The organism is Halorientalis pallida, from assembly GCF_004118325.1.
In the GTDB taxonomy this organism is placed as follows: Archaea; Halobacteriota; Halobacteria; order Halobacteriales; family Haloarculaceae; genus Halorientalis; species Halorientalis pallida.
The window spans coordinates 16,468-37,491 of the sequence record NZ_RDFA01000009.1 but is presented as its reverse complement, the minus strand read 5'-3'; the positions used below and the strand labels follow the sequence as shown (position 1 = coordinate 37,491).

At 67.7% G+C, this 21,024-nt stretch carries 20 protein-coding genes; 11 read left to right on the top strand and 9 right to left on the bottom strand.

The features are described 5' to 3' along the window. Positions 1 to 18 precede the first annotated feature (18 nt). Both EAF64_RS19170 and EAF64_RS19165 read right to left on the bottom strand, forming a co-directional pair. Entirely contained in the window at positions 19 to 1,848 is a 1,830-nt protein-coding gene (locus EAF64_RS19170) for a formate/nitrite transporter family protein (RefSeq protein ID WP_129070595.1), read from the bottom strand. 67 nt (positions 1,849 to 1,915) lie between these two features. Further along, positions 1,916 to 2,659 carry a DNA polymerase sliding clamp gene (locus EAF64_RS19165; protein WP_129070594.1) on the bottom strand — a complete coding sequence of 248 codons (744 nt, stop codon included), beginning with the start codon at positions 2,657 to 2,659 and terminating at the stop codon, positions 1,916 to 1,918. Between the two features lie 149 nt (positions 2,660 to 2,808). On the opposite strand from EAF64_RS19165, the gene EAF64_RS19160 reads away from it, so the two are divergent. From EAF64_RS19160 to EAF64_RS19155, 3 genes are read left to right on the top strand one after another with little or no spacing between them, the layout of a single operon-like run. Further along, positions 2,809 to 3,213 carry a hypothetical protein gene (locus EAF64_RS19160; protein ID WP_227739066.1) on the top strand — a complete coding sequence of 135 codons (405 nt, stop codon included), beginning with the start codon at positions 2,809 to 2,811 and terminating at the stop codon, positions 3,211 to 3,213. Next, positions 3,200 to 3,382 carry a hypothetical protein gene (locus tag EAF64_RS21500; RefSeq protein ID WP_227739065.1) on the top strand — a complete coding sequence of 61 codons (183 nt, stop codon included), beginning with the start codon at positions 3,200 to 3,202 and terminating at the stop codon, positions 3,380 to 3,382. Before EAF64_RS19160 ends, EAF64_RS21500 begins: the two co-directional genes overlap by 14 nt. A gap of 53 nt (positions 3,383 to 3,435) precedes the next feature. Then, a complete protein-coding gene (locus tag EAF64_RS19155; protein WP_129070593.1) occupies positions 3,436 to 4,239 on the top strand; it encodes an RlmE family RNA methyltransferase in 804 nt (267 codons plus the stop codon). Here EAF64_RS19155 and EAF64_RS19150 read toward each other — a convergent pair whose 3' ends face one another. From EAF64_RS19150 to EAF64_RS19135, 4 genes are all read right to left on the bottom strand, one after another. Continuing rightward, positions 4,240 to 4,971, bottom strand: a complete 732-nt coding sequence (locus EAF64_RS19150; RefSeq protein ID WP_129070592.1) for a queuosine precursor transporter — start codon at positions 4,969 to 4,971, stop codon at positions 4,240 to 4,242. It abuts the gene before it with no gap. After that, on the bottom strand, positions 4,964 to 5,137 hold the full coding sequence (locus EAF64_RS19145) for a ribbon-helix-helix domain-containing protein (RefSeq protein ID WP_092658676.1): 174 nt from the start codon (positions 5,135 to 5,137) through the stop codon (positions 4,964 to 4,966). The genes EAF64_RS19150 and EAF64_RS19145 overlap by 8 nt, the downstream gene beginning before the upstream one ends. Positions 5,138 to 5,194: 57 nt before the next feature. After that, positions 5,195 to 5,533 carry a HalOD1 output domain-containing protein gene (locus tag EAF64_RS19140; protein ID WP_129070591.1) on the bottom strand — a complete coding sequence of 113 codons (339 nt, stop codon included), beginning with the start codon at positions 5,531 to 5,533 and terminating at the stop codon, positions 5,195 to 5,197. Between the two features lie 86 nt (positions 5,534 to 5,619). Then, the gene (locus EAF64_RS19135; protein ID WP_129070590.1) at positions 5,620 to 7,842 is read right to left on the bottom strand and encodes a twin-arginine translocase subunit TatC; all 2,223 of its coding nucleotides are present in this window, start codon (positions 7,840 to 7,842) and stop codon (positions 5,620 to 5,622) included. 109 nt (positions 7,843 to 7,951) lie between these two features. Between EAF64_RS19135 and tatC the strand changes: the two genes are divergently transcribed. Together tatC and EAF64_RS19125 are read left to right on the top strand one after the other, a co-directional pair. Further along, a complete protein-coding gene (gene tatC, locus EAF64_RS19130) occupies positions 7,952 to 9,292 on the top strand; it encodes a twin-arginine translocase subunit TatC (RefSeq protein WP_193767768.1) in 1,341 nt (446 codons plus the stop codon). A gap of 43 nt (positions 9,293 to 9,335) precedes the next feature. After that, on the top strand, positions 9,336 to 9,974 hold the full coding sequence (locus EAF64_RS19125) for a histidine phosphatase family protein (RefSeq protein ID WP_129070589.1): 639 nt from the start codon (positions 9,336 to 9,338) through the stop codon (positions 9,972 to 9,974). A gap of 38 nt (positions 9,975 to 10,012) precedes the next feature. Here the strand turns inward: EAF64_RS19125 and larE are convergent, their stop codons facing one another. Continuing rightward, positions 10,013 to 10,906 (bottom strand): ATP-dependent sacrificial sulfur transferase LarE, encoded by an 894-nt coding sequence (gene larE / locus EAF64_RS19120; protein ID WP_129070588.1) that lies wholly within the window; start codon positions 10,904 to 10,906, stop codon positions 10,013 to 10,015. Positions 10,907 to 11,030: 124 nt separating this feature from the next. Between larE and EAF64_RS19115 the strand changes: the two genes are divergently transcribed. Then, on the top strand, positions 11,031 to 12,275 hold the full coding sequence (locus EAF64_RS19115; RefSeq protein ID WP_193767767.1) for a P-loop NTPase: 1,245 nt from the start codon (positions 11,031 to 11,033) through the stop codon (positions 12,273 to 12,275). 61 nt (positions 12,276 to 12,336) lie between these two features. After that, positions 12,337 to 14,361, top strand: a complete 2,025-nt coding sequence (locus EAF64_RS19110; protein ID WP_129070586.1) for a helix-hairpin-helix domain-containing protein — start codon at positions 12,337 to 12,339, stop codon at positions 14,359 to 14,361. A 93-nt stretch (positions 14,362 to 14,454) separates the two neighbouring features. Here the strand turns inward: EAF64_RS19110 and EAF64_RS19105 are convergent, their stop codons facing one another. Continuing rightward, entirely contained in the window at positions 14,455 to 14,886 is a 432-nt protein-coding gene (locus EAF64_RS19105; protein ID WP_129070585.1) for a hypothetical protein, read from the bottom strand. A gap of 214 nt (positions 14,887 to 15,100) precedes the next feature. Here EAF64_RS19105 and EAF64_RS19100 point away from each other — a divergent pair, with 214 nt between their 5' ends. The 4 genes from EAF64_RS19100 to EAF64_RS19085 all read left to right on the top strand — a co-directional run bounded on the left by EAF64_RS19100 (position 15,101) and on the right by EAF64_RS19085 (position 20,230). Further along, a complete protein-coding gene (locus EAF64_RS19100; protein WP_129070584.1) occupies positions 15,101 to 16,528 on the top strand; it encodes a sensor histidine kinase in 1,428 nt (475 codons plus the stop codon). Between the two features lie 44 nt (positions 16,529 to 16,572). Next, complete coding sequence (locus EAF64_RS19095; RefSeq protein WP_129070583.1) at positions 16,573 to 17,709, top strand: ORC1-type DNA replication protein; 1,137 nt, start codon at positions 16,573 to 16,575, stop codon at positions 17,707 to 17,709. 185 nt (positions 17,710 to 17,894) lie between these two features. After that, a complete protein-coding gene (locus EAF64_RS19090; protein WP_129070582.1) occupies positions 17,895 to 19,514 on the top strand; it encodes a hydroxymethylglutaryl-CoA reductase in 1,620 nt (539 codons plus the stop codon). A gap of 65 nt (positions 19,515 to 19,579) precedes the next feature. Next, positions 19,580 to 20,230 (top strand): hypothetical protein, encoded by a 651-nt coding sequence (locus tag EAF64_RS19085; protein WP_129070581.1) that lies wholly within the window; start codon positions 19,580 to 19,582, stop codon positions 20,228 to 20,230. Here EAF64_RS19085 and EAF64_RS19080 read toward each other — a convergent pair. After that, positions 20,227 to 20,925: an SDR family NAD(P)-dependent oxidoreductase gene (locus EAF64_RS19080; RefSeq protein WP_129070580.1), complete on the bottom strand. Its 699-nt coding sequence runs from the start codon at positions 20,923 to 20,925 to the stop codon at positions 20,227 to 20,229. The genes EAF64_RS19085 and EAF64_RS19080 overlap by 4 nt on opposite strands. Positions 20,926 to 21,024 lie beyond the last annotated feature (99 nt).

The window sequence follows — 21,024 nt, the reverse complement described above, 5'->3', positions numbered from 1 at the left end:
GACACGCGTGTGACGGCATCACCGGCGACCGAGCACCCGTTCGGCGATCCCGCCACCCTTCCGCTCGGTCAGGAGGACCGACACGTCCACGTCGTCGACCACGTCCATGTGCAGCGAGTCCGCGACGAGTCGCGAGAGCAGGCCGCGTTCGGTCGCACCCATGATCACGAGCGACGCGTCCTCGGCCGCGTTCTCGATGGCCGTCTCCACGTCCCCGGAGTCGTCGACGGTCATCGTCGCCTCGGCCATGTCCTGCTCGACGGCCCAGTCGGCGAGGAACGCCTCGCCGGCCTCGCGCTCTTCGGGGCCGTCGACGACGTGGAGCAACTCCACCGACGCCCCGGAGACGTCCTGGAGTGTCCGCGCCACCGACGCGGACAGTTCGCAGTTCGGCCCGCCGTCGGTCGGCAGGAGGACCGTCGAGACGTCGAGCCCGCGGTCCTTGAGGATCAGGAAGTCGCTGGGGAGCCGGCGGGTGAGGTCGTTCAGCGACCGGTCCGACCGGGCCGCCGTCCAGAGGCGGTCGTCACTCCAGCCCATCACCACGGTGTCCGCGTTCTTGCGCCGGACGATGTCGAAGATCTCCTCGAACGAACGGTGTGAGACGACCGTCGAGGTCTCGAATCGCACGTCGTAGCTCGCCGCGGTCCCCTGGAGGGGTTCGAGGAGGTTCTCCGACTCGTCGATGATGCGCCGGCGGTTCGACCCGCCGTACCCCCGTGCCGGACGGTCGGGCTTCTGGACGACGTGGACGGCGTGGACCGTCGCAGTCTCGTGGTCGCGTGCGAGCATACAGGCCAGCTCCACGAGGTGGGTCTCGGTCCGGGGATTGGCGATCGGAACGATGATCCGGTGATGATCGCCGTTCTCGGCGGCCTGTTCGGCCGTGTCGATCAGGGGGACGTACGAGCGGCCGACGAACCCACCGAACAGCCACTCCCGGATCGAGAGCTGCCGTGTCGCACCCTCGAACCGGGCCGACTCCAGCCGCGTCTCGGTGGTCTGGAAGTAGTTGACGAGCGTCACCAGCACGACACCGCCGACAGTGTTACCCAGAAGCACCGGGAGGACGAACTCGATCATCCCGGTCAGGACGCCGAGTTCGCCGAGCAACACCAGATACACCATCTCGGTGAACGAGACCACGGAGTGATACAGTCCGCCCAGCGGAATCGACAGGAAGGCCAGATAGATGACCACGAGTCGCGACACCGTGTCACGGGCGGCGTACTCGACCCAGACGACGCCGGCGACGATGAGACCGGCGAACGCGGCCTTGGAGAACAGCGACCACCACGCCGTCGCGACCCCTTTTTCGGCCAGAGCGGTCGCGGCCGTCGCCGCCTCGGGCGAGAGGACGCCGCCGAACACCAGCGCGATCGCGCCCAGCGCGCCCCCGGCGAAGTTGCCCGTCAGCACGACGATCCAGTTGCGAAGGAGTGCGGGGATCGACGCCAGCCGTTCCAGGGTCAGCGCCACCGGTGGCAACGTGTTCTCGGTGTACAGCTGGTAGCCACCGATGATGATGTAGATGAACCCGAGCGGATAGAGCATCACGCTCAACACCGTGTCTCCGCCCGTCGAGGCCGTCAACGAGGCATAGAGGAGGAACGTGATGGTGATGGCAAAGCCCGCAGCCAGGCCGCTGAAGAACAGTTCGCGGCTCCCGGAGGTGATCTCCTCGTCGGCCGCCGCGATGATGCGCTGGAACACCTCGTCGGTCGAGAAGCGATCACGGACGACGCGGCCGACCGCCGGCGCGCCACTCCGAGAACGCTCGACGGCTTCACGAACGGATTCCTCTGGGTCGCGGTCCGGCTCGGGCGGCCGGTCGTCTGGTATGTCCATGACAGGTCAGTACTGGATGAGAGGCAGGAAGACGGAGGACAAAAGAACAGTGATAGAGGACCGTGGATCAGTCGCTCTGTATCCGGGGTGCGAGCATGTAGGTTACCGTCCCGTCGCCCTCCGCGATGTCGAAGTGCATCTTGACGGGGAACTCCTCGCCGAGTTCCATCTCGATCTCGGCGTCTTTCGGGATGGCCTTGTTCATGTCCTTGAGGTAGTCGAGCGAGAACAGCGAGTGCGCGTCGCCTGCCACGAGGTCGATGAGGTCGTCCCGGCCGAGTTCGAAGTGGACGTCGTCGGTGTCGCCCTCGGCGTCGACGTAGAACACTTCGTCGTCGGTCTCGACACCCAGCGCGATGTGGTCGGAGACCATGTCCGCGGCGGTGACCGCGCGGTCGATGTCTTTGCCCTCGAGGACGACCGTCGCGGGCAGGTCCAGGTCGGGCAGGTCGGGTTCCTGCCGGATCGAGTCGGGGTCGATCAGCGCCAGCGTCCCCTCCAGCCCGTCGATCTGGACGTGGAGCTTCCGGGTCTCCTCGTCGAGTTCCAGCTGGATCAACTGGCCCGCGTCGGCCATACCGGCGAACTCTTCGAGCCGCGAGAGATTGACACCGATGATCCCGCCGTCGGTCTCGTAGGACTCGAAGGCTGCGGCGTCGAGCCGCAGGTCGACCATCCCGACGTTCGCGGGGTCGACCGCCCGGATCTCGATGCCCTCGTCCGTGAGGTGGATCTTGCACTCGTCCACCAGGACGCTCACGGAGTCGAGCGTCGCCCGGAGCGTGTCTGCACTCACGATGGCGTTGAACATCTTGACCCGGGCTACGCCCCCATCTCTTAAAAAGTCCCGTCTTTCCGTTCCCCGGCAGGGTCGCCACGGCGAACTGAACGACGACAGCCACTGCGCGGTGTCGGGCGACTAGCCCCGAAGTTTCGTGTCCGGCGACCGAACTGTGTGTCATGAACGAACAGACCACACACGAGTTGATGGAGTCGTACGCCGAGCTAGCGGCCGAGGAGGCAAAATACCGCCGGCAGAGAGCCGGCGTTCTCGGGACGGTGAGCGAGCGACTGGCCGACGGCGTGGCCGACGCGGTCGACGAGGCCGGGGTCGACGTCGAGGTGGCACACACGTCGGCCGAGGGGACCCACCAGACCCTGCGGGTGCGGCTGGAGCGGGCCACGCTGGTCGCCGCCCTCAACGATCACCTGCCCGCCGGGTTCGTCGTCGAGCACGTCAACGAGGACGGGACGCTGACGGTCCAGCGAGACGAACGCGAGGCCGTCCGGGAGCGTCGCCACCACGGCGCGATCCTGAAAGCCATCGTCGCCGAGGAGACGGTGACCGACGGTGACCGACGGTGACGGGCTCGTCGAATCGGTCCCGAGCCGCGAGCGAGTGCTGTCGCGGGCGGTCGATCTCGGTGTACCAGAGGACGCGGCCGCGGACCGACTGGCGCGGCTGGCCGAGCTGGACGTGATCGACCTCGCGGACGACAAGGTCTACCCGGACACCGACTTCTCGAAGTTCTGAGCGGACACGAACGACACGGGTAAACGGCTCGGCGGGCTACGGCGGACAATCAGATGACACGGAAAGACGAGTACTACAACCGGGCCAAACAGGAGGGGTACCGCTCCCGGTCGGCCTACAAGCTCAAACAGTTGGATCGGACGGCGAACCTGCTCCACGAGGGCGCGACCGTCGTGGACCTGGGGGCCGCCCCCGGCGGCTGGCTCCAGGTCGCCCAGCAGGAAGTCGGCGAGGCCGGGACTGTGGTCGGCGTCGACCGCCAGCGGATCGACGCGCTGGACGGCGTCGAGACGGTCCGTGGCGACATGACCGAGGACTCGACCAAAGACGAGGTGCGCGAGATCGTGGGGGAGGTCTCCGGCTCACAGCCGGAGGCCGGCGAGACTCCGTCTCGCGCTGCCGACGTGGTCTGCTCGGACATGGCTCCGAACATGACCGGCGAATACGACCTCGATCACGCCCGCTCGGTCCACCTCGTCCGGCAGGCGCTAGAGGTCGCGCTCGATCTGCTGGCCCCGGGCGGGGACTTCGTGGCCAAGGTCTTCGACGGGCAGGATCTGTCCGACCTGAAAGGAGACATCGAGCCCGAGTTCGAGTACGTCCGCGAGGTCCGGCCCGACGCCTCCCGCGAGTCGTCCTCGGAACTGTTCCTCGTCGCGAAGGGCCGACTCACCGCGCCCGTCGCGGAGGGCGACACGGTAACCGTCGAGATCGTCGACACGGGCCACGAGGGCGACGGTATCGCCAAGCTGGAGGGCTACACGCTGTTCGTGTCGGGAGCCGAGACGGGCGAGGAAGTCGAGGTGCGGATCGACGAGATCAAGCCGAAATACGGGTTCGCACAGCCCGTCGAGTGATCACCGGGGCTCGCCGTCGGTCGCGGTGGGAGCGGCGGTTGCCGGTTCACGCGACCGGACGAACCCGACGACGGCGTAGACGAACGGCGTGTCGACCAGCGCGATCAGGAGTTTCAGGAGGTACTGCCCGACGATCAGACTGGCGATCACCGGGATGGGGGGCGCGACGCCGACGCCGAGCAGTTCGGGGACGACGAGAAAGCCCAGCGTGACGAAGATCACCGTGTCGAGCAACTGGCTCGAAGCCGTCGACGCGATGTTGCGGAGCCACAGGCGCTCACCGTCGGTGGCCTCCCGGAGCCGGTGGAAGACGAGCACGTCCCAGTTCTGACTCACGACGTAGGCCGACAGACTCGCGATCACGATGTTCGTGCTCGCGCCCAGGACCTGCCGGAACTGGGTTGGGTCGATGCTGGTCGGCGCGGCCGGCGCGAAGATGGTACTCCAGACCAGCGCCAGCAGGACGAAGTTCATCGCGAAAGCGACGTTCACCATCACCTGCGCGGCTCGTTTCCCGTACAACTCGGCGTAACAGTCCGAGGCGAAGAAGGTGAGCGCGTAGGCCAGCGCGGCACCTGGCAGGGTGAGCGTCGATCCCGTCACCGGCAACGAGAGGGGAATCGAGAACGCCAGGATCTTCGCGGCGGTCACCTGCGCCGTCACCAGCGCCGTGACGAACAGCGCGAGCAGGGCGACCTGCGGGACCGCGAGCGAGGGCGTCCGCTCACTCATCGTCGAGTCGGCCCTGCCGCTGGTCGATCTCGTCCAGTAGGTCCAGCGTCTTGCGGATCGACGCCCGGATCGCCTCGCTCCGGTTGACGAACTTCCCGTCTTCCCCGACGTGATCGTCCAGATCCTGCAACAGCTCCTCGGGCACCTCGACGCTTATTTTGGGCATGCTGGGATAATATCGCAAGCGCGGCTTAACGGTTTTCGTCGGTCACTCGACTCGGGGTCACTCCGACGGGAGGCCGTCGGCGATCTTCATCAGCGAGACGTTGCCGTCCTGATCGATCCTGATGCGGTAGCCGGCGTAGGAGAAGGCGAGCTGGGCCTGTGCCTCCGAGGAGGGTGGATCCTCGTACATCTTGGTCACGAGGTGATCGATCCGGTCGTAGATCGGTGGCAGGTCGGTCACGTCGAGCCCTTCGACGTCGGCGATCAGCCGCAGGAGCCGGTAATCGGCGTCGGCGGGTTCGGGTTCGATCCGCCCGTGAACGATCCGGTCGTCGCGGTCGTCGATCTCGTCGCGGTCCTCTCGGTCGTCACTGTCGGCCGGGCCGTCAGTTCCCATACGCGGTGATTGTTCACCCCGGCAAAAGTGTCAATTGACGTGGTGGTTTCGGACTGGGTGCCCGACGTCCCACAACTACTTGCGGCTCACTCGACGGTGGGTTCCTGGGGCTGTGGGCGACCCCGACGGCCGCCGAGCGTGATCAGCCACAGCAGGCCCAGGCCGGCGAGATACGCCAGCGCGGCGGGAATTGCCAGCAACAGCATGGTGAACACGCCGCGTGGCGAGACGAACGCGGACAGGCCGAAGATCGCGACGACGATCTCCCGCCAGTACTTGCGCTGGGTGTGGTAGGAGGCGATCCCGCCGACGTGGAACAGCGCCATCGAGACGGGCACCTCCATGAGCAGGCCGATCCCGACGGTCGTGTAGATGACCAGCCAGCCGAAGTTGTTGATCCGGTAGGCGATCACCATGTTGGCGCCGATGGCGTCGGCGGCCAGCCAGGAGATGACGGCCGGCGCGACGAAGAGGAAGCCGACGATGCTCCCGACGACGAGGCCGACGATCAGCGACCCGCCCCAGACGAGCATGACGCAGGAGTCCCCACGGACCCAGCCCCGCTCTTTCAGCGACGGCCAGGCGTAGTACAACAGGAGCGGCAACGTCACGATGATGGCCAAAAGCGTCGAGAACTTGATCTGGAAGATGAGCGCTTCGACTGGGTGGAGCGTCACGATGTCGATGCTCCCGCCGACGCTCTCGGGCACCTGGCGGAAGAACGTGTCCTTGATCCGCCGGATCCCGCCCTGGTAGAGCCAGATGAACGAGCCCGCCAGCACGACCATGAACAACCCGACCAGCCGGAAGGCCTTGGAGGTCAACGACTCCAGGATGAATGCGATGTCGTAGTAGTAGCCGCCGATGTCCTCCTCGGTCGTCTCGTCTTCGGTGAAGGCGTTCATCATGCCCGCGGCGGTCTGGGTGGCCGTGCCGGCGTCGTCCTCGTCCTCGTCACTCGCGTCGGTCTCGCCCTCGGCCGCCTGCTCGCGGGCTTCGAGCTGCTCTCGCACCTCGTCGTACCGGTCGAGGATGGCCTGTGCTTTCTCGTGGTCGTCCTCCTCCATGGCGGCGCGGGCCTTGGCGACGGCGTCGTCCTCCGAGAGGTCGGCGAAGGCCTCCGGGGGCGCCGCCCGCACGCCGCCCGCGTCGAGGGCGTCGAGGCTGATCTCGGAGGGTGCGCCGGCACTGGCCGGTGCCGGGCTGGAACGGGCCCGGTCGGCCGCGCCGAGGGCCCGCGAGACGAAGACGAGCAGGGCGGCCCCCACGGCGAGCAGGGCGACGACGACGCCGAGCAGCGCGGCCGCGATCTCGTCGGGCAGGCCGAGGAGCTGCGAGGCCCGGGCCACGCGGAACGACGAGTCGAACGGCAGCGAGGCGCTGGCTCGGTTGGCCGCGGCGACGCCACCGCGGGTGAAAAAGCCGTAGACGGCGACGCCGGCGACGAAGGCCACGCCCGACAGGACGTTCCAGTTGGCGCGGGCGACACCGGGCACGTCGATCTCACTGCCGCTCCGTTTGGCGATGACGACGATCTTGGTCAACTGGAGGGAGAAGGCATAGAGGATGATCAGCGGGATCGCCCACATGATCTGGGTGAACGGTTCGGGTGGCGAGAACAGCGCACCGAAGATGAAGATGGCGACGACGGCGTGGCGCCACTTGTCACGGAAGGTCTCGTAGGGGACGATCCCCGAGTAGGCCAGCGCGCTCATCGCCAGGGGCAACTGGGCCGCCAGCCCGAATGAGATGGTCAACAGGAAGACGAACTCGGCCCACTTGACGATAGAGTAGGTGGGCTGGAACCCGACGTTGTAGGCGTTGGCCGCCAGGAAGTCGAACATGACGGGGAAGAAGACGAAGTAGCCGTAGGAGACGCCGACGGTCAAGAGGCCGACGGACATCAGGACGATCAGCGCGATCTTCCAGCGGGCGACGCGCTCGCCGGGCCAGAGGCCACGCTCGCGGAGGCCGTCCCGCGAGTACCAGAGAAAGAGGGGGAGCGCGAGCAGGATACCGACGGCGAGGCCGATCTTCACCTGCAACAGGATGACGTCGAAGGGCGTGCGGGCGACGATCTCCGTCGATTCGAAGGCTTCTGGATGTTTGGCGGCCAGCCGGGAGAACAGGTCCCGTTTCAGGATCGCCCAGCCGAACTCCCGGAGGGCGTAGATCGTCCCCATGAGGCCGAGGACGGCGACGATGAACACCTTCTGGAGGTGCGACTGTGCGGACGACAGCATCGCCCCGATGGTCTGCCGGCCGCTATTGACGGCTCGGCGGGTGTCATCGTCGATCGCCCCGGACATTATCGTGCGGTGATTGCCGACAGCCCGTTATCAACCTTTTCGATGCGCGTGGCCGCGCCGGGGCCGGGAAAAGAAAGTTTACAACACCCCACCAGCTATTCGGCCCCACATGAGCGACGGCGAACCGGGGCTCTACTCGGAGATGGACATCGAGGGCCCCGACCGCCCGGAACCGGATCCGAACCCACCCGGCGGCGATCCGCCGGGGACGGGCACGGGAACCGGCACGCCGGGCGCGCCCGACGACGAGGAGATGCCCCTGACGGAGCACATCGAGGAGATGGTCCGCCGGTTGGGCGTCGTCGTCCTGGCCATGGCCGTCGTCGCTGGCGTCGCCTTTCCGTTCGCCGACCGCCTGATCACGTTCCTGTGGTTCTCGTTCCTGCCGGGCGTGGCCTCGCAGTGCCCGCCGCCGGCCGGCGCGACAGCCTCGTCCTGTCCGCGGGTGTACCACCCGCTGGCACTGATGATCGCTCGACTGAAGGTCTCGACGCTGGCCGGGTTCATCATCGCGCTTCCGATCTTCGTCTACGAGACGTACCTGTTCATGCGCCCGGGGCTCTACCCCCGCGAGCGGAAGTACTACCTCGCGGCGGTCCCGACCAGCCTGATTCTCGCCGGCGTCGGCGTCGCCTTCGCGTTCTTCCTCGTCTTGCCAGCCATCTTCACCTACTTCCTCTACTACTCCGAAAGCGCCGCCGTCATCGCCTTCGGCCTGAGCGAGACGTTCAACCTGATGGTGATGATGCTCGGCCTCTTCGCGTTCATCTTCCAGATCCCGCTGTTCGTGATGCTGGCGATCATGATGGGACTGGTGACCCGCCGCTGGCTCGAAGCGCGGCGGCTCTACTTCTGGGGTGGCTTCCTCACCATCGCCTTCTTCTTCAGCCCCGACCCGACCGGAATGGCCCCCATCCTGGTGGCGGTGACGATGGTCACGCTGTTCGAGGGGACGCTGACCCTGCTCCGGTGGACCGGGACGGACTCGCGGACCTCCACGGTCGAGCAGGTGGCCTCCCTGCGGCCGTTGCTGTACACGCTCACCGCTGCCGTCGCCTACGTCGTCAGCCCGGCCCCGATGCCGACGGGTTACTTCGGCCAGCTCCCGCCGGCCGTGGTCGACGGGCTCGCCTACCTCGGCTTGACCTCGGCCACGCCGATCATCGTCGGGCTCGCCATCATCGGTGTCTTCGAGGGGATCAACCGCCTCGTCCGACGGGCCACCGGCGACTACCGGGTCCGAACACTGCTGGCCCGCGCCCGGGTCCCGGTCTGGCTCGGCGCGGTCGTCGTCGGCTACCTCGCCAGCCCCGATCCGGGTCTACTCCGGCGGATCGACGTCACAGTGTTGACGACGACCGAGACGGCCATCGCGGTGGCTGCCGTGATCCTCGTCTACGAGGGCGGGCTGGTGCTGTGGCGCTGGCGGCGCGGTCGTCGCGGTCGATAGCAAACCTGTACACTCTTTTCGGTGCCCGTCGAATCGCAAGCCGATGACGACGGTCGTGGTCGTCCGACACGGCGAGACCGAATGGAACCGCGAGGGCCGCATCCAGGGCTGGGCGGCCTCACCGCTGAACGAACGGGGCCGCCGCCAGGGCCGCGCCGTCGGCCGCCACCTCGACGACACCTACGACCTCGATGCCATCCTCGCCTCCGATCTCCGGCGCACCCGCGAGACCACCGCCCACCTCCGTTCTGCGGGGGAGTTCCCCGAACCCGAGTTCACCGAGGGGTGGCGCGAGCGGTCCTTCGGCGCGTTCCAGGGCCTGACCTACGAACAGGTGTTCAGCGAGTTTCCCGAACACCGGGCCTCCGTCGGCATGGTCGGCCTGGAAAACACCCCCGAAGGGGGCGAGAGCCTGCTGGAGGCCCGCGAACGCGTCCTCACGGCGTGGGACGACCTGCTGGAGGAGGCCGACCCGGACGGGGAAGTACTCGTGGTGACCCACGGCGGGCCGATCTACGTCCTGCTGGCACACCTGCGCGAGATGGACCTGCCGACGGCGCTGACGAACTTCTCACAGGGCAACTGCGCCGTCAACGAACTCGAACACGATCACGAAACCGGCGAGACCGAGATTCTGCGGGAGAACGAGACGGCGTATCAGGAGGTCGAGCTGGTGGAGTGAGCGGCGAGCGCGGGGCGGACCACCGGCCGCACCGCCGCTCACTCACCAGTCGGATACTCCGTACTGAACACGTCCTCGACAAGCGGTTCGTCGTCCTCGTCGTCGGGACTGACACTGCCGGTCCGGTACCCGTGGAGGTCGAGCGTCACGTGGTCGAACCCGAGGTCGCCGATGTGGTCGCGAGCAGCCCGCACGAAGTCCGGATCGAGGGCTACGTCGAGTTCGTCCTCGGCGACCTCGATGCGGGCGAGGTCGTCGTGGTCGCGCACCCGGAACTGCTCGAAGCCCCAGGTCCGCAGGAGGCGTTCGGCCTTCTCGATGCGGGAGAGTCGATCCTCGGTGACCTCCAGACCCGTGGGAATCCGGGAGGAGAGGCAGGCCATCGAGGGCTTGTCGGCGACCGAGAGATCGTACTGTCGGGCGATCTCTCGGACTTCGGGCTTGGTGATGCCGTGTTCCAGCAGCGGGGAGTAGGCGTCGAGTTCCTCGACGGCACGGAGGCCGGGGCGGTGCCCCTCGCCGGTGTCGGAGGCGTTGGTGCCGTCACAGACGACGCCGATGTCGAGTTCGCGGGCGTGGTCGTACATCGCCGAGAGCCGCATCGACCGGCAGTGGTAACAGCGGTCCTCGCCGTTGGCGACGAACTCGTCGCTGGTGAGTTCCGAGAACTCGACGATCTCGTGGCGGATGCCGATCTCGTCGGTCACCCGGCGAGCGTCGTCCAGTTCCTCGGCGGGGAGCGTCTCGCTCTTGGCGGTGCAGGCGACAGCGTCGTCGCCCAGCGCGTCGTGGGCGAGGGCGGCGACGACGCTCGAATCGACGCCACCGGAGAAGGCGATCAACACGCCGTCCATCTCGGCCAGGTCGTCGCGAACGGCCGCGATCTTGTCCGAAACCGCGTCCGCGTCGACACTGGTGTCCTCGGCTGCCATGGCCCCGGCTTCGCCGTCCCGTCGCAAAAGCCCGTTGTCTCACGCCCAGCGACGGCGGAATTATTTAAACTGCCGGCTAGTGACGGCACCGGTTATATCAGCGAGGAGAGTGGTGCAACGAACGATGGGGGACGGTGTCTACGCGATCGCCGGCGGCAAGGGAGGCGTCGGCAAGACGACGACGGCGATCAACCTCGGCGTCGTGCTGGGACAGGCCGGCTACGAGGTGGTCGTCGTCGACGCGGACCTGGCGATGCCCGACGTGGGTCGGCAGTTGCACGTCGACCAGGAGCGAGGGCTCCACAGCGTACTGTCCGAGGCCGCGGCTGTCCGAGAGGTCGTCGTCGACGGGCCGGGCGGGCTCGCGGTAATCCCGGGCGACGGCGATCTCGCGTCGTTCGCCGACGCGGACCCGGCACGGCTCCGGAAGGTGTTCAACCTGCTCGGCATCGCCTACGACGTGGTGCTGGTCGATACGGCCCCAGGGCTCCAGAACGAGGCCGTCATCACGTACCAGGAAGTCGACGGCGTCGTGCTGGTGACGACGCCGGAACCGAACGCCGTCGCGGACATGGAGAAGACCGGGCGACTCGCCGCCGACGTCGGCGCGGACCTGCTGGGCGCGGTCGTGACCCACGGCGAGGGACGCCGGGCCCGGGAGGCAGCCGGCGAACTGGACCGGGACCTGCTGGGTGTCGTGCCACGCCACTCGACCGGCGGCCCGATCACGGCCGTCGCACCCGACGACGCGGCGGCCGACGCCTACCGACGGATCGGCGCGGCTCTCCCCGCGGTCGACGCCGAGGCCGTCGTTCCCGACGGGACGGCCGCGGTGTCCGACGGCGTGCCGAACGTGGACCGAACCGAACCCGACTCCGACGAGGCGACCGCGGACACGAGCGCCGACGGGACTGTTAGCGCCGATACCGAGACTGGCGACACCGACGCGGCACCGGCGACGGTCGACACGCCCGAGAGCGACGACGACACGGAACCGATCGAGACGGGCGAACCCGACGACGCCAGCGAGTCGGGCGAACCCACGGAGACGAGGGATGAGACCGACGAGGGGACAGAACCCGGCGCGGACGAGGACCGCGACGAACGGGTCGACACGGAATCCGAAGACGCTGAACCCGTGGCCAGGGTGACCGGCGAACCGGACACGGCGGAGCCACCGGAGCCGGCCGAGTCCGACGGGGGCAGGGACGCGGCGGACCCGGACGCCGCGGCCTCGCCGCGGCTGACTGCGGAGCTCCCGCGGGCCACGGCGGTGGCCGGTGACGACACGGCGGAGACGGACGGGAGCGAGACCCCGGACGACGAGCCCGAGGGCTTCGACCGCGACTCGGACGGGCCGGCGTCCTGAGCGCGGGCCCGTCGTGCCGACCCGGGAACGCTTTTGCCCTCGGGTTCGGTAGGACGGGTCGATGGACCTGGAAGCGATTCCCGGGGTCGGCGCGAAGACGGCCGAGCGACTGGCCGAGCTCGACGATCCCGAGCGTGCGCTCCGGGACGGGGACGTGGCCGCCATCGCCCGCGCACCCGGCATCAGCGAGGGGCGAGCGGCCCGGATCGCTCGCGGTGCGATCAGGCGCGACCACGACGATCCCGGCGGCTTCCTCGGGACCGACCGCGCGAACGAACTCTACCGCGAAGCGCTCGCCTTGTTCCAGGAGCGGACGGTCACCGACTACGCCGCCCGACGACTGGAGACGATCTACCCCAGCGCTACCGAGTCCCGGATCGAGGAGGTTCGCGAGTTCGCGACGGCGGCCATGGACCGCGACCCCGATCCGGCGGTCCGGGACGCACTCGCGGACGTAGAACCGCTCGACGCGCCCGGTGACGTGCGGATTCGCGACCGCTGTCTCGCGACCGGTGACGCCGAGACCTACGCCCGGGCCCAGGAAGCGATCCCGGAGGTCAGCGTCGAACTCGTCGACGACGCCCGGAAGCTCTCGGAACTCGCGCGAGGCTACGCCACCGTGGTCGCGCTCGACGAAGATTTCACGGGCGTCGAAGTGGACGGCGACGTGCGCGTCGAGCCGTCGGCGCTGGAGAACCCGGCCGAGGTCGTCCCCGAGCGGGTGCTGACCTTCTTCGCACGCAACCGCGATAGCCTGCGAGCGGCCACCGAGGTCGCCCAGCGGGCGGGTATCGAGGTCGACTGCGATCTGTCCGCGCTGGAGAGTTCGCTCGACCAGCTCGACGACGACGGGCAGGTCCGGGGCGACGAGGAACTCGACCGGCTGACGACGGCCGTCGACGACCTGGACGCCGCGGTCTCGACCGCCGAGTCCGTGGCCAACGACCGGCTCCGCGAGGCTATCGAGGAGCGGGACGTGACCATCGAGGGTGCGGACCTGCTCACGCTGGTCGAACGCGGCGCGGGCGTGGACTCGCTTTTGGGCCGGGAACTGGCCGACGAGTACGCCGACGCCGTGGCGGCGGCCCGCGACCACCTCGTGGACGCACTGCAGTTGCGCGACACCGAGAGCATCGCTCGTCGGACGTTCCCGGACGAACCCACGTTTCCCGTCGAGCGCGACGAGTCCGTCGTCTCCCGCCTCCGCGAGGAGTTGACCGCGGCCCGGGACCGGCGGGCGACCCGGCGCAAACGGGAACTGGCGGGCGAACTGGCCGACGCGCGCCCGGCCGCCGAGGAACTGGTCGACGCCGCGCTCGATCTCGACGTGGAGCTGGCGGTCGCGCGATTCGCCCGCGATTTCGACTGCACGATGCCGACGCTGACGAGTGCCGACGAAGCCCCGGGCTTCGAGATCGAGGGGGGGCGCTCGCCGTTGCTGGACGTGCCGTTCGAGGCCGTCGAGCCGGTGGACTACGGTGTCGACGGCGTGACGCTGTTGTCCGGCGTCAACAGCGGTGGGAAGACCTCGACGCTGGATCTCGTGGCGCTGCTCGTCCTCCTCGCGCACATGGGGTTGCCGGTGCCGGCGGAGGCGGCCCGCGTCGAGCGGCTCGCCGAACTACACTACCACGCCAAGACACAGGGAACCCTCGACGCGGGGGCCTTCGAGTCCACGCTCCGGGAGTTCGGCGGCCTGGTGACGGGCGTGGGCGAGGAGGGCGACGGCGAGACGCCTGCCTCAGCGCGAAAACTCGTGCTGGTGGACGAACTGGAGTCGATCACCGAACCGGGCGCGAGCGCCAAGATCATGGCGGGTATCCTCGAAGCGCTGGACGAGCGGGGCGCGACGGCAGTGTTCGTCTCCCATCTTGCCCGGGAGATCCGGGCGGCCGCCGACTTCGACGTCCAGGTCGACGGGATTCAGGCCGTCGGGCTCGAAGACGGGGAGCTTCGGGTAAATCGGTCGCCGGTCAAGGGGGAGTTGGCGCGCTCGACGCCGGAGTTGATCGTGGAGAAACTGGCCGAGGACGGGGACGAACGGTCGAAGGCGTTCTACGAGCGGTTGCTGACCAAGTTCGGGTAGCTGGCGGTGTGACCGGCGAGGGATCGAGGAGCCCTCGTGCAGCCGGCGCTACGTGTCGGCGACGCAGGGAACACCGCCGGACACGCGAACGGATCAGACCAGGTGAATACACGCGCCGAGTTCGAGATCCAGGACGGCGGTGAAGACGGTCCCGACGACGACGGGGAAGAAGGCGCCGGCGGTGACCTGAAGCGCGCCGATCATCGCACGGCGACCCTGGCGCTGTCGGTCCGCACGGGGGGAGCCGAGTTCGTTGAACGCGACCGTCGCGGTGATCGCACCCTTCACGACGTGGAACGCGGCGAGCGCGGCCAGCGCGAAGGTGACGAGATCGCCGATGCCGAGTTGGCACGCGACCGAGCCCACCTGATCGGCCGCGCCCGCGCTCGCCGTCCCGACGAACAGCGGAACGAGGAGAATCAGCGCAGTCGCTCTGTCGGTCGTGAGTGCCCGGTCACAACCGAGCACACACAGTCCGACGCCAGCACCGACGGCGATAGCCGAAACGACGAGTACCCAGTCCATCGATCCCCTCCGTCCCCCCGGACGTGCGGCTTCGTGCCGCAATCGTTCCGCCGTAGCGATATTAACTCTCTATCAACGGCGGTGTGTCGACGGAATCTGTCTCCGAGTGGTTGTTCGACCCGAAACGGGGGTGTCGGGCCGGCACGAGTGGGGCCCGGTGCCGTCGGCGACCCCGTCAAAAGTGTCATGTGCCGGATCGACGTACGTACGGAGAATGACGGGTGAGGTAGATTACCGGTCGCTCTTCGAGCACGCCGCCGACGCGCTCGTCGTCTTCGACCCCGACACCGGGGACGTCCTCGACGCCAACGAGCGGTACTGCGAGTTGGTGGGTTACAGTACGGATCGTGTGGACGAGGTGACGCTGTCGGACGTGACGGCCGACGGCTGGGAGTGGCCGGCGAGTCCCGACGAACTCGTCGATCGGGCGCGCGAGGAGGGACCGACGACGATCGAGTGGTACAGCCAGCACAGGGACGGGACACCCTTCTGGACGGAAGTAGCGCTCTCGATCATCGAGTCTGACGACGGCGAAGCCGTCTGTGCCAGGGTCCGGGACGTGACCGAACGGAAGGACACCGAACGCGAGGCCACGCTCTACGAGACCATCGTCGAGAACGTGAGCGACGGGGTGTACGTCTTCGACACCGACGGGACCATCGAGTACGTCAACCCGCGCATCACCGCGGTGACTGGCATCGACCGGGAGCGGTGGATCGGGAACACGGTACGAGTGTTCACCGAGGATGGCGTGGCCGGCGAGGAACCGGTCGCGGAGTTCGAGCGGGCCTTCGAGGCGTTCGTCGAGAGCGGCGACGACCGGACACAACTGGACGTCGAGTCGCCGACGGGCATCTTCGACGTGATCGACATCAGGCTCTCGGCGGTCCGCTTCGGCGGGGAGTTACGGAAGGTCGTCGCGACGGTCCGGGACGTCTCCGAACGGGTCGAACACCAGCGACGGCTGACCGAACGGACCGAGCAACTGGAGGTCCTCAACCGCGTCGTTCGCCACGATATCCGCAACGACATGACCGTCGTGCTGGCGTGGCTGGAGGCGCTCGAAGCCCACGTCGACGACGACGACAGAGACGCGCTCGAACGGATCGAGCGGGCCAGCGAACACGTCGTGGAACTCACCGAGATCGCCCGCGATCACGTCGACGTCGTGGTCGGAGACGGAGAGGTCGAACCGGAGCCGACCGACCTCGCCGACGCGCTGGAGACGGAACTGGAGAAGCGCCGCGAGTCCTACCCGGACGCGACTTTCGAGGTCGACGGCGAGTTGCCCGACGCCCGGGTCGCGGCGGACGGGATGCTGCCGTCGGTGTTCCGGAACCTGCTGAACAACGCGGTCCAGCACAACGACGGGCCGTCGCCGACGGTGTCGGTTTCGGCCGAGCGCGACGGTGACACAGTGTGTGTCCGCGTGACCGACGACGGCCCTGGCGTCCCCGATGCACAGAAGGAGACGATCTTCGGCAAGGGCGAGAAGGGACTGGACAGCCCTGGTTCGGGGATCGGCCTGTACCTCGTGTACTGCCTCGTCGAGGGCTACGGCGGGTCGGTCCGGGTCGAGGATCGGGCAGACGGCGAGTCCGGGGCCGTGTTCGTCGTCGAGTTGCCGGTGGCTGGCGCGTGAGCGCTGGCGAACAATTAAGTCCTGTGGGGAGCGTGGTGAAAGTGATGACCGACGACCCCGAGGAGGGGATGCTCTCGTGGGACGAGTCGGTGTTCCGGGACGAGCACGTCTTCGAGATCGACTACCTGCCCGAGACGTTCCACCACCGGACCTCCCAGATGGAGAGCCTGAAGTACGCGCTCCGGCCGGCAGTTCGGGGTTCGCGGCCGCTGAACGTCATCGCCCGCGGCCCGCCCGGGACCGGCAAGACGACGGCCGTCCAGAAGCTGTACACCGAGTTACGCGCCGAGACGACCGACGTGCGGGCGGTCCGGGTCAACTGCCAGGTCAACGGCACCCGCTATTCGGTCTTCTCCAGACTCTTCGAGGGTATCTTCGACTACGAGCCGCCCTCGTCCGGAATCTCGTTCAAGCGGCTGTTCGAGCAGGTGACCGACCGGCTGGTCGACGACGAGGAAGTCCTCGTCGTCGCGCTGGACGACGTGAACTACCTCTTCTACGAGAACGAGGCCTCGGACACGCTCTATTCCCTGCTTCGTGCCCACGAGGAACACGCCGGTGCGAAGATCGGGGTCATCTGTATCTCCTCGGACCTCGACCTGGACGTGATCGAGGAACTCGACGGGCGCGTCCAGTCGGTGTTTCGCCCCGAGGAGGTGTACTTCCCGAAGTACGGCGAGGCCGAGATCGTCGACATCCTGAGCGAGCGGGTCGACCGGGGCTTTCACGACGGCGTGATCTCGCCGACGGTACTGGATCGGGTCGCCGAACTCACCGCCGAGTCCAACGGCGACCTGCGGGTCGGAATCGACCTGCTCCGGCGGGCCGGGCTGAACGCCGAGATGCGCGCCTCCAAGGAGGTCAGCGTCGAGGACGTCGAGGAGGCCTACGACAAATCGAAGTTCGTCCACCTCTCGCGGGCGCTCCGTGGCCTCTCGGACAGCGAGGCAGCCCTCGTCGCGGTGATCGCCGAACACTCCGGCGAGCAGGCCGGCGAAGTCTACGAGACCTTCCACGAGCGGACCGACCTGGGCTACACCCGCTACTCGGAGATCATCAACAAGCTCGACCAGCTCGGGATCATCGACGCCACCTACACCGACGTCGACGGCCGCGGCCGCTCGCGGGAGTTGACGCTGAACTACGACGCCGACGCCGTGCTGGATCGACTGGAAACCTGACGGTCACGGTCCCACGTCGACGTGTCTCGACTCGACGACATCGACCAGCGACGCCACCGGCCAGCGGAGAGGTATCAAGGACGACCGGACGTGTTCGGGTATATTAACACTAGGTGTTATATCTTCGGCTATTCTTGAGAGAGATGGAAAATTTTAATTCTATTTTTTGGTAAGAAACGGATACGATGGTCGTGCCGAAGCCAGACACCGGCATACTGAACAGGCTCTACGCGAACCTCGTCGGCGGGAACGGCGTCGTCTCGCTCGACGTGCCCGAGAAGGTGCTGAAGCGACTGTACACGTACGGGAGTCTCGCGAACACCGACGACGGCGTTCGCTTCGAGGTGAAAAACAGGTTGCAGGACGCGGAGTTCGGCGGCCTCGACCGTCTGGAGATCAACGGCGACGAGGTCATGCCCAGCGACGTGACCCTCGAAACCTCGGAGGGTGAGACCTACGCGCTCGCCGAGGTCGACGAGGACGATCCGCTGGGGTTCCCGGTCGGGCGGACGGTGTACGTCACCGTCGCGGGACTGGAACTCCCGACCGGCGACCACGACATCGGGATCGACTTCCTGGCTCATCCCTTCGGGTCGCTGTCGCTGTCGGTCACCGACACCATCCGCGACGAGGAGGCGGTTCCAAGTGTCCCTCGGGACGAAGCCGACAACTACAGCGAGGCCGCCATCGACGAGCGCCACGAGTACCTCGCCGAACGCACCGACGCGGACCTCGAACACATCAGCAGTTACTCCGTCGACCCCCAGGAACTGGCGGGCAACATCGAAAACTTCGTCGGCGTCGCCCAGATGCCGATCGGGCTCGCGGGGCCACTCAAAGTGAACGGCGAACACGCCGACGGCGAGTACCCGATCCCGCTGGCCACGACCGAGGGCACGCTCGTCGCCTCCTACAGCCGCGGCATGAATGCGCTCAACCTCAGCGGCGGCGTCAAAGCAACCGTCGTCGACGACCGGATGAACCGCGCACCGGTCTTCGTCTTCGAGGACGCCCGCAGCGCCCGGGACTTCCGGGACTGGGTGTTCGATCACTACGACACCGTCGAGGAGAAGGCCGAGGAGACTTCCAGCGTCGCGGAACTGGTCGAAATCGAGGACTACCTCACCAACAACCTCGCCTTCCTCCGCTTCGACTTCGAGACCGGCGACGCCGCCGGGCAGAACATGGTCGGGAAGGCCACTTTCGCCGCCTGTAACTGGATCCTCGGCGAGTTCCCCGGCTACGTCGAGAACTTCTACCTGGAGGGTAACTTCGCCACCGACAAGAAACACTCCCGGGTCAACGACATGATGACCCGCGGGAAGCGCGTGACCGCCGAGGCCACCATCCCCGAAGAGGTGTTCACGCACCACCTCGGGGCCGACCCGGAGAGTCTGGTCCACCACGGCGACGTGGCCAACCTCGGTTCGATGCTGGCGGGCGCGAACACCAACGGTGCCCACCCGGCCAACGGACTCGCGGCGCTTTTCGTCGCCACTGGGCAGGACGAGGCCAACGTCGCCGAATCCTCGGCGGCACTGGTCAACGCCACGCTGCTCGACGACGACTCCGTCCACGTCTCGGTCACGATTCCGTCACTCATCGTCGCGACCTACGGCGGTGGGACGGGCCTGCCGACCCAGGACGAGGCCCTGCAGATGCTGGACTGTGACGGCGCGGGCAACGTCAACAAGTTCGCCGAGATCGCCGCCGGCGTCGTCCTCGCCGGCGAGCTGTCGCTGGCCTCGGCCATCTCGGCTTCGGACTGGGTGACCAGCCACGAGGAACTCGGCCGGAACCGGTGAGGGAGTCGGCACGGCTGGCGATACGGCCCGAAGAGATATCCGGGTCGTCGACACCAGGGCCAGTAATGCGACAGTCACGACGAGGCGTGCTCCGGACCGGCGCGCTGGCACTGGCCGCAGGGCTGGCGGGCTGTGGCGCACGCGACGACGGGACGACCGGCGCGGCCACGACCGACGGGACCGCGACCGGCGACGCTGCCGGCTGTCCCGCGACCCCGATGCCGGAGGGCTGTGTCGTGGAATCCAGCGCCGGGGACGCCGACCCGATTCCGACGACCGCCGACGGAACTGCCGACGCGGAGACGACGCTCTCGGTCCGCTGGAACGCCCGGACACAGCCGTCGATGTCCCCTGACGATTCGGAGTTTCTCTCCTATAGCCCGGCACGGGGCATGGTCTACGTCGTCTTCCGGCTGGAACTGACGCCCGCGGTCGACCGCCCGGTCGACGTCGGACCCTACGGGGTGTTCGGCCTGCGGGCGCAACTCTGTGACGCGACGTGGTACCTGGAGCCACCGCTCCGGTCGCTCGACGCAGGCTTCGAGGTCAGCGTCGATCTCTCGCCCGGGGAGACGCGGGCGGGCGTGCTCGGGTTCGAGGTCCCCGCCGAACTGGACGCGGCGACGCTGGTCCGGTACGCCGACGCGGACGAGCAGCCCGACAGCGCCTTCGAGGCGACCTGTGACCGGGACCTCGACGTGGGGATCGGTCTCTAAAATTCCTCGACGTGGGGCCGCAGGTCGAGTTCCAGCGTCCACGCCGACTCGTCTTGCTCGACCAGGTGCCAGTAGCTGTCGGCGATGGCGTCGGGGTCGAGATAGTCCGCTTCGGTCTCGACCTCGGTATCCGGGGGCCGAATCATCCCGTCGAGGACGACGTGGGCGACGTGGACGCCCTCGGGGCCGAGTTCGCGAGCCATCGACTCGGCCAGTCCCCGGCAGGCGAACTTCGCGGCGGAGAACCCGACCGCGCCCTCCCGGCCCCGGACCGACGTGGTCGCGCCGGTGAAGATCACCGTGCCGCCGTCCGAATCGAGCATGTCCGTGACAGCTTCTTGCGAGCAGTGGAGCGCGGCCTTCGGCCCGACGGCGAGCGCGCGGTCGAACGACGCCGCGGAGATGTCGGTGAGGCCGTCCCACGAGGCGGCGCTGGCGTGGTTGACGAGGACGTCGACGGGACCGAACGCCTCGCGGACGGCCGCGAATCCGGCGGCGATTTCTTCGGGATCGGTGAGGTCGGTCGGTACCGCTAGCCCTGCGCCGGCGGTGTCGTCCAGTTCCGTGGCGAGGTCGTCGAGGTACGATTCAGAGCGGGCGAACAGCCCGACGCGACAGCCCTCGGCGGCGAACCGTCGGGCGATGGATTCGCCGAGCCCGGGGCCGACGCCGGCGATCACGGCAGTACGTGACATGGCCCGGGGTACGACCGGCACCGTCAAAAGGCTGTGTCGCCGACGGCCCGTCCCGAGCGGAGTCGTGACGTTCGTCCGATATATAGCGCGCGAGGGTGG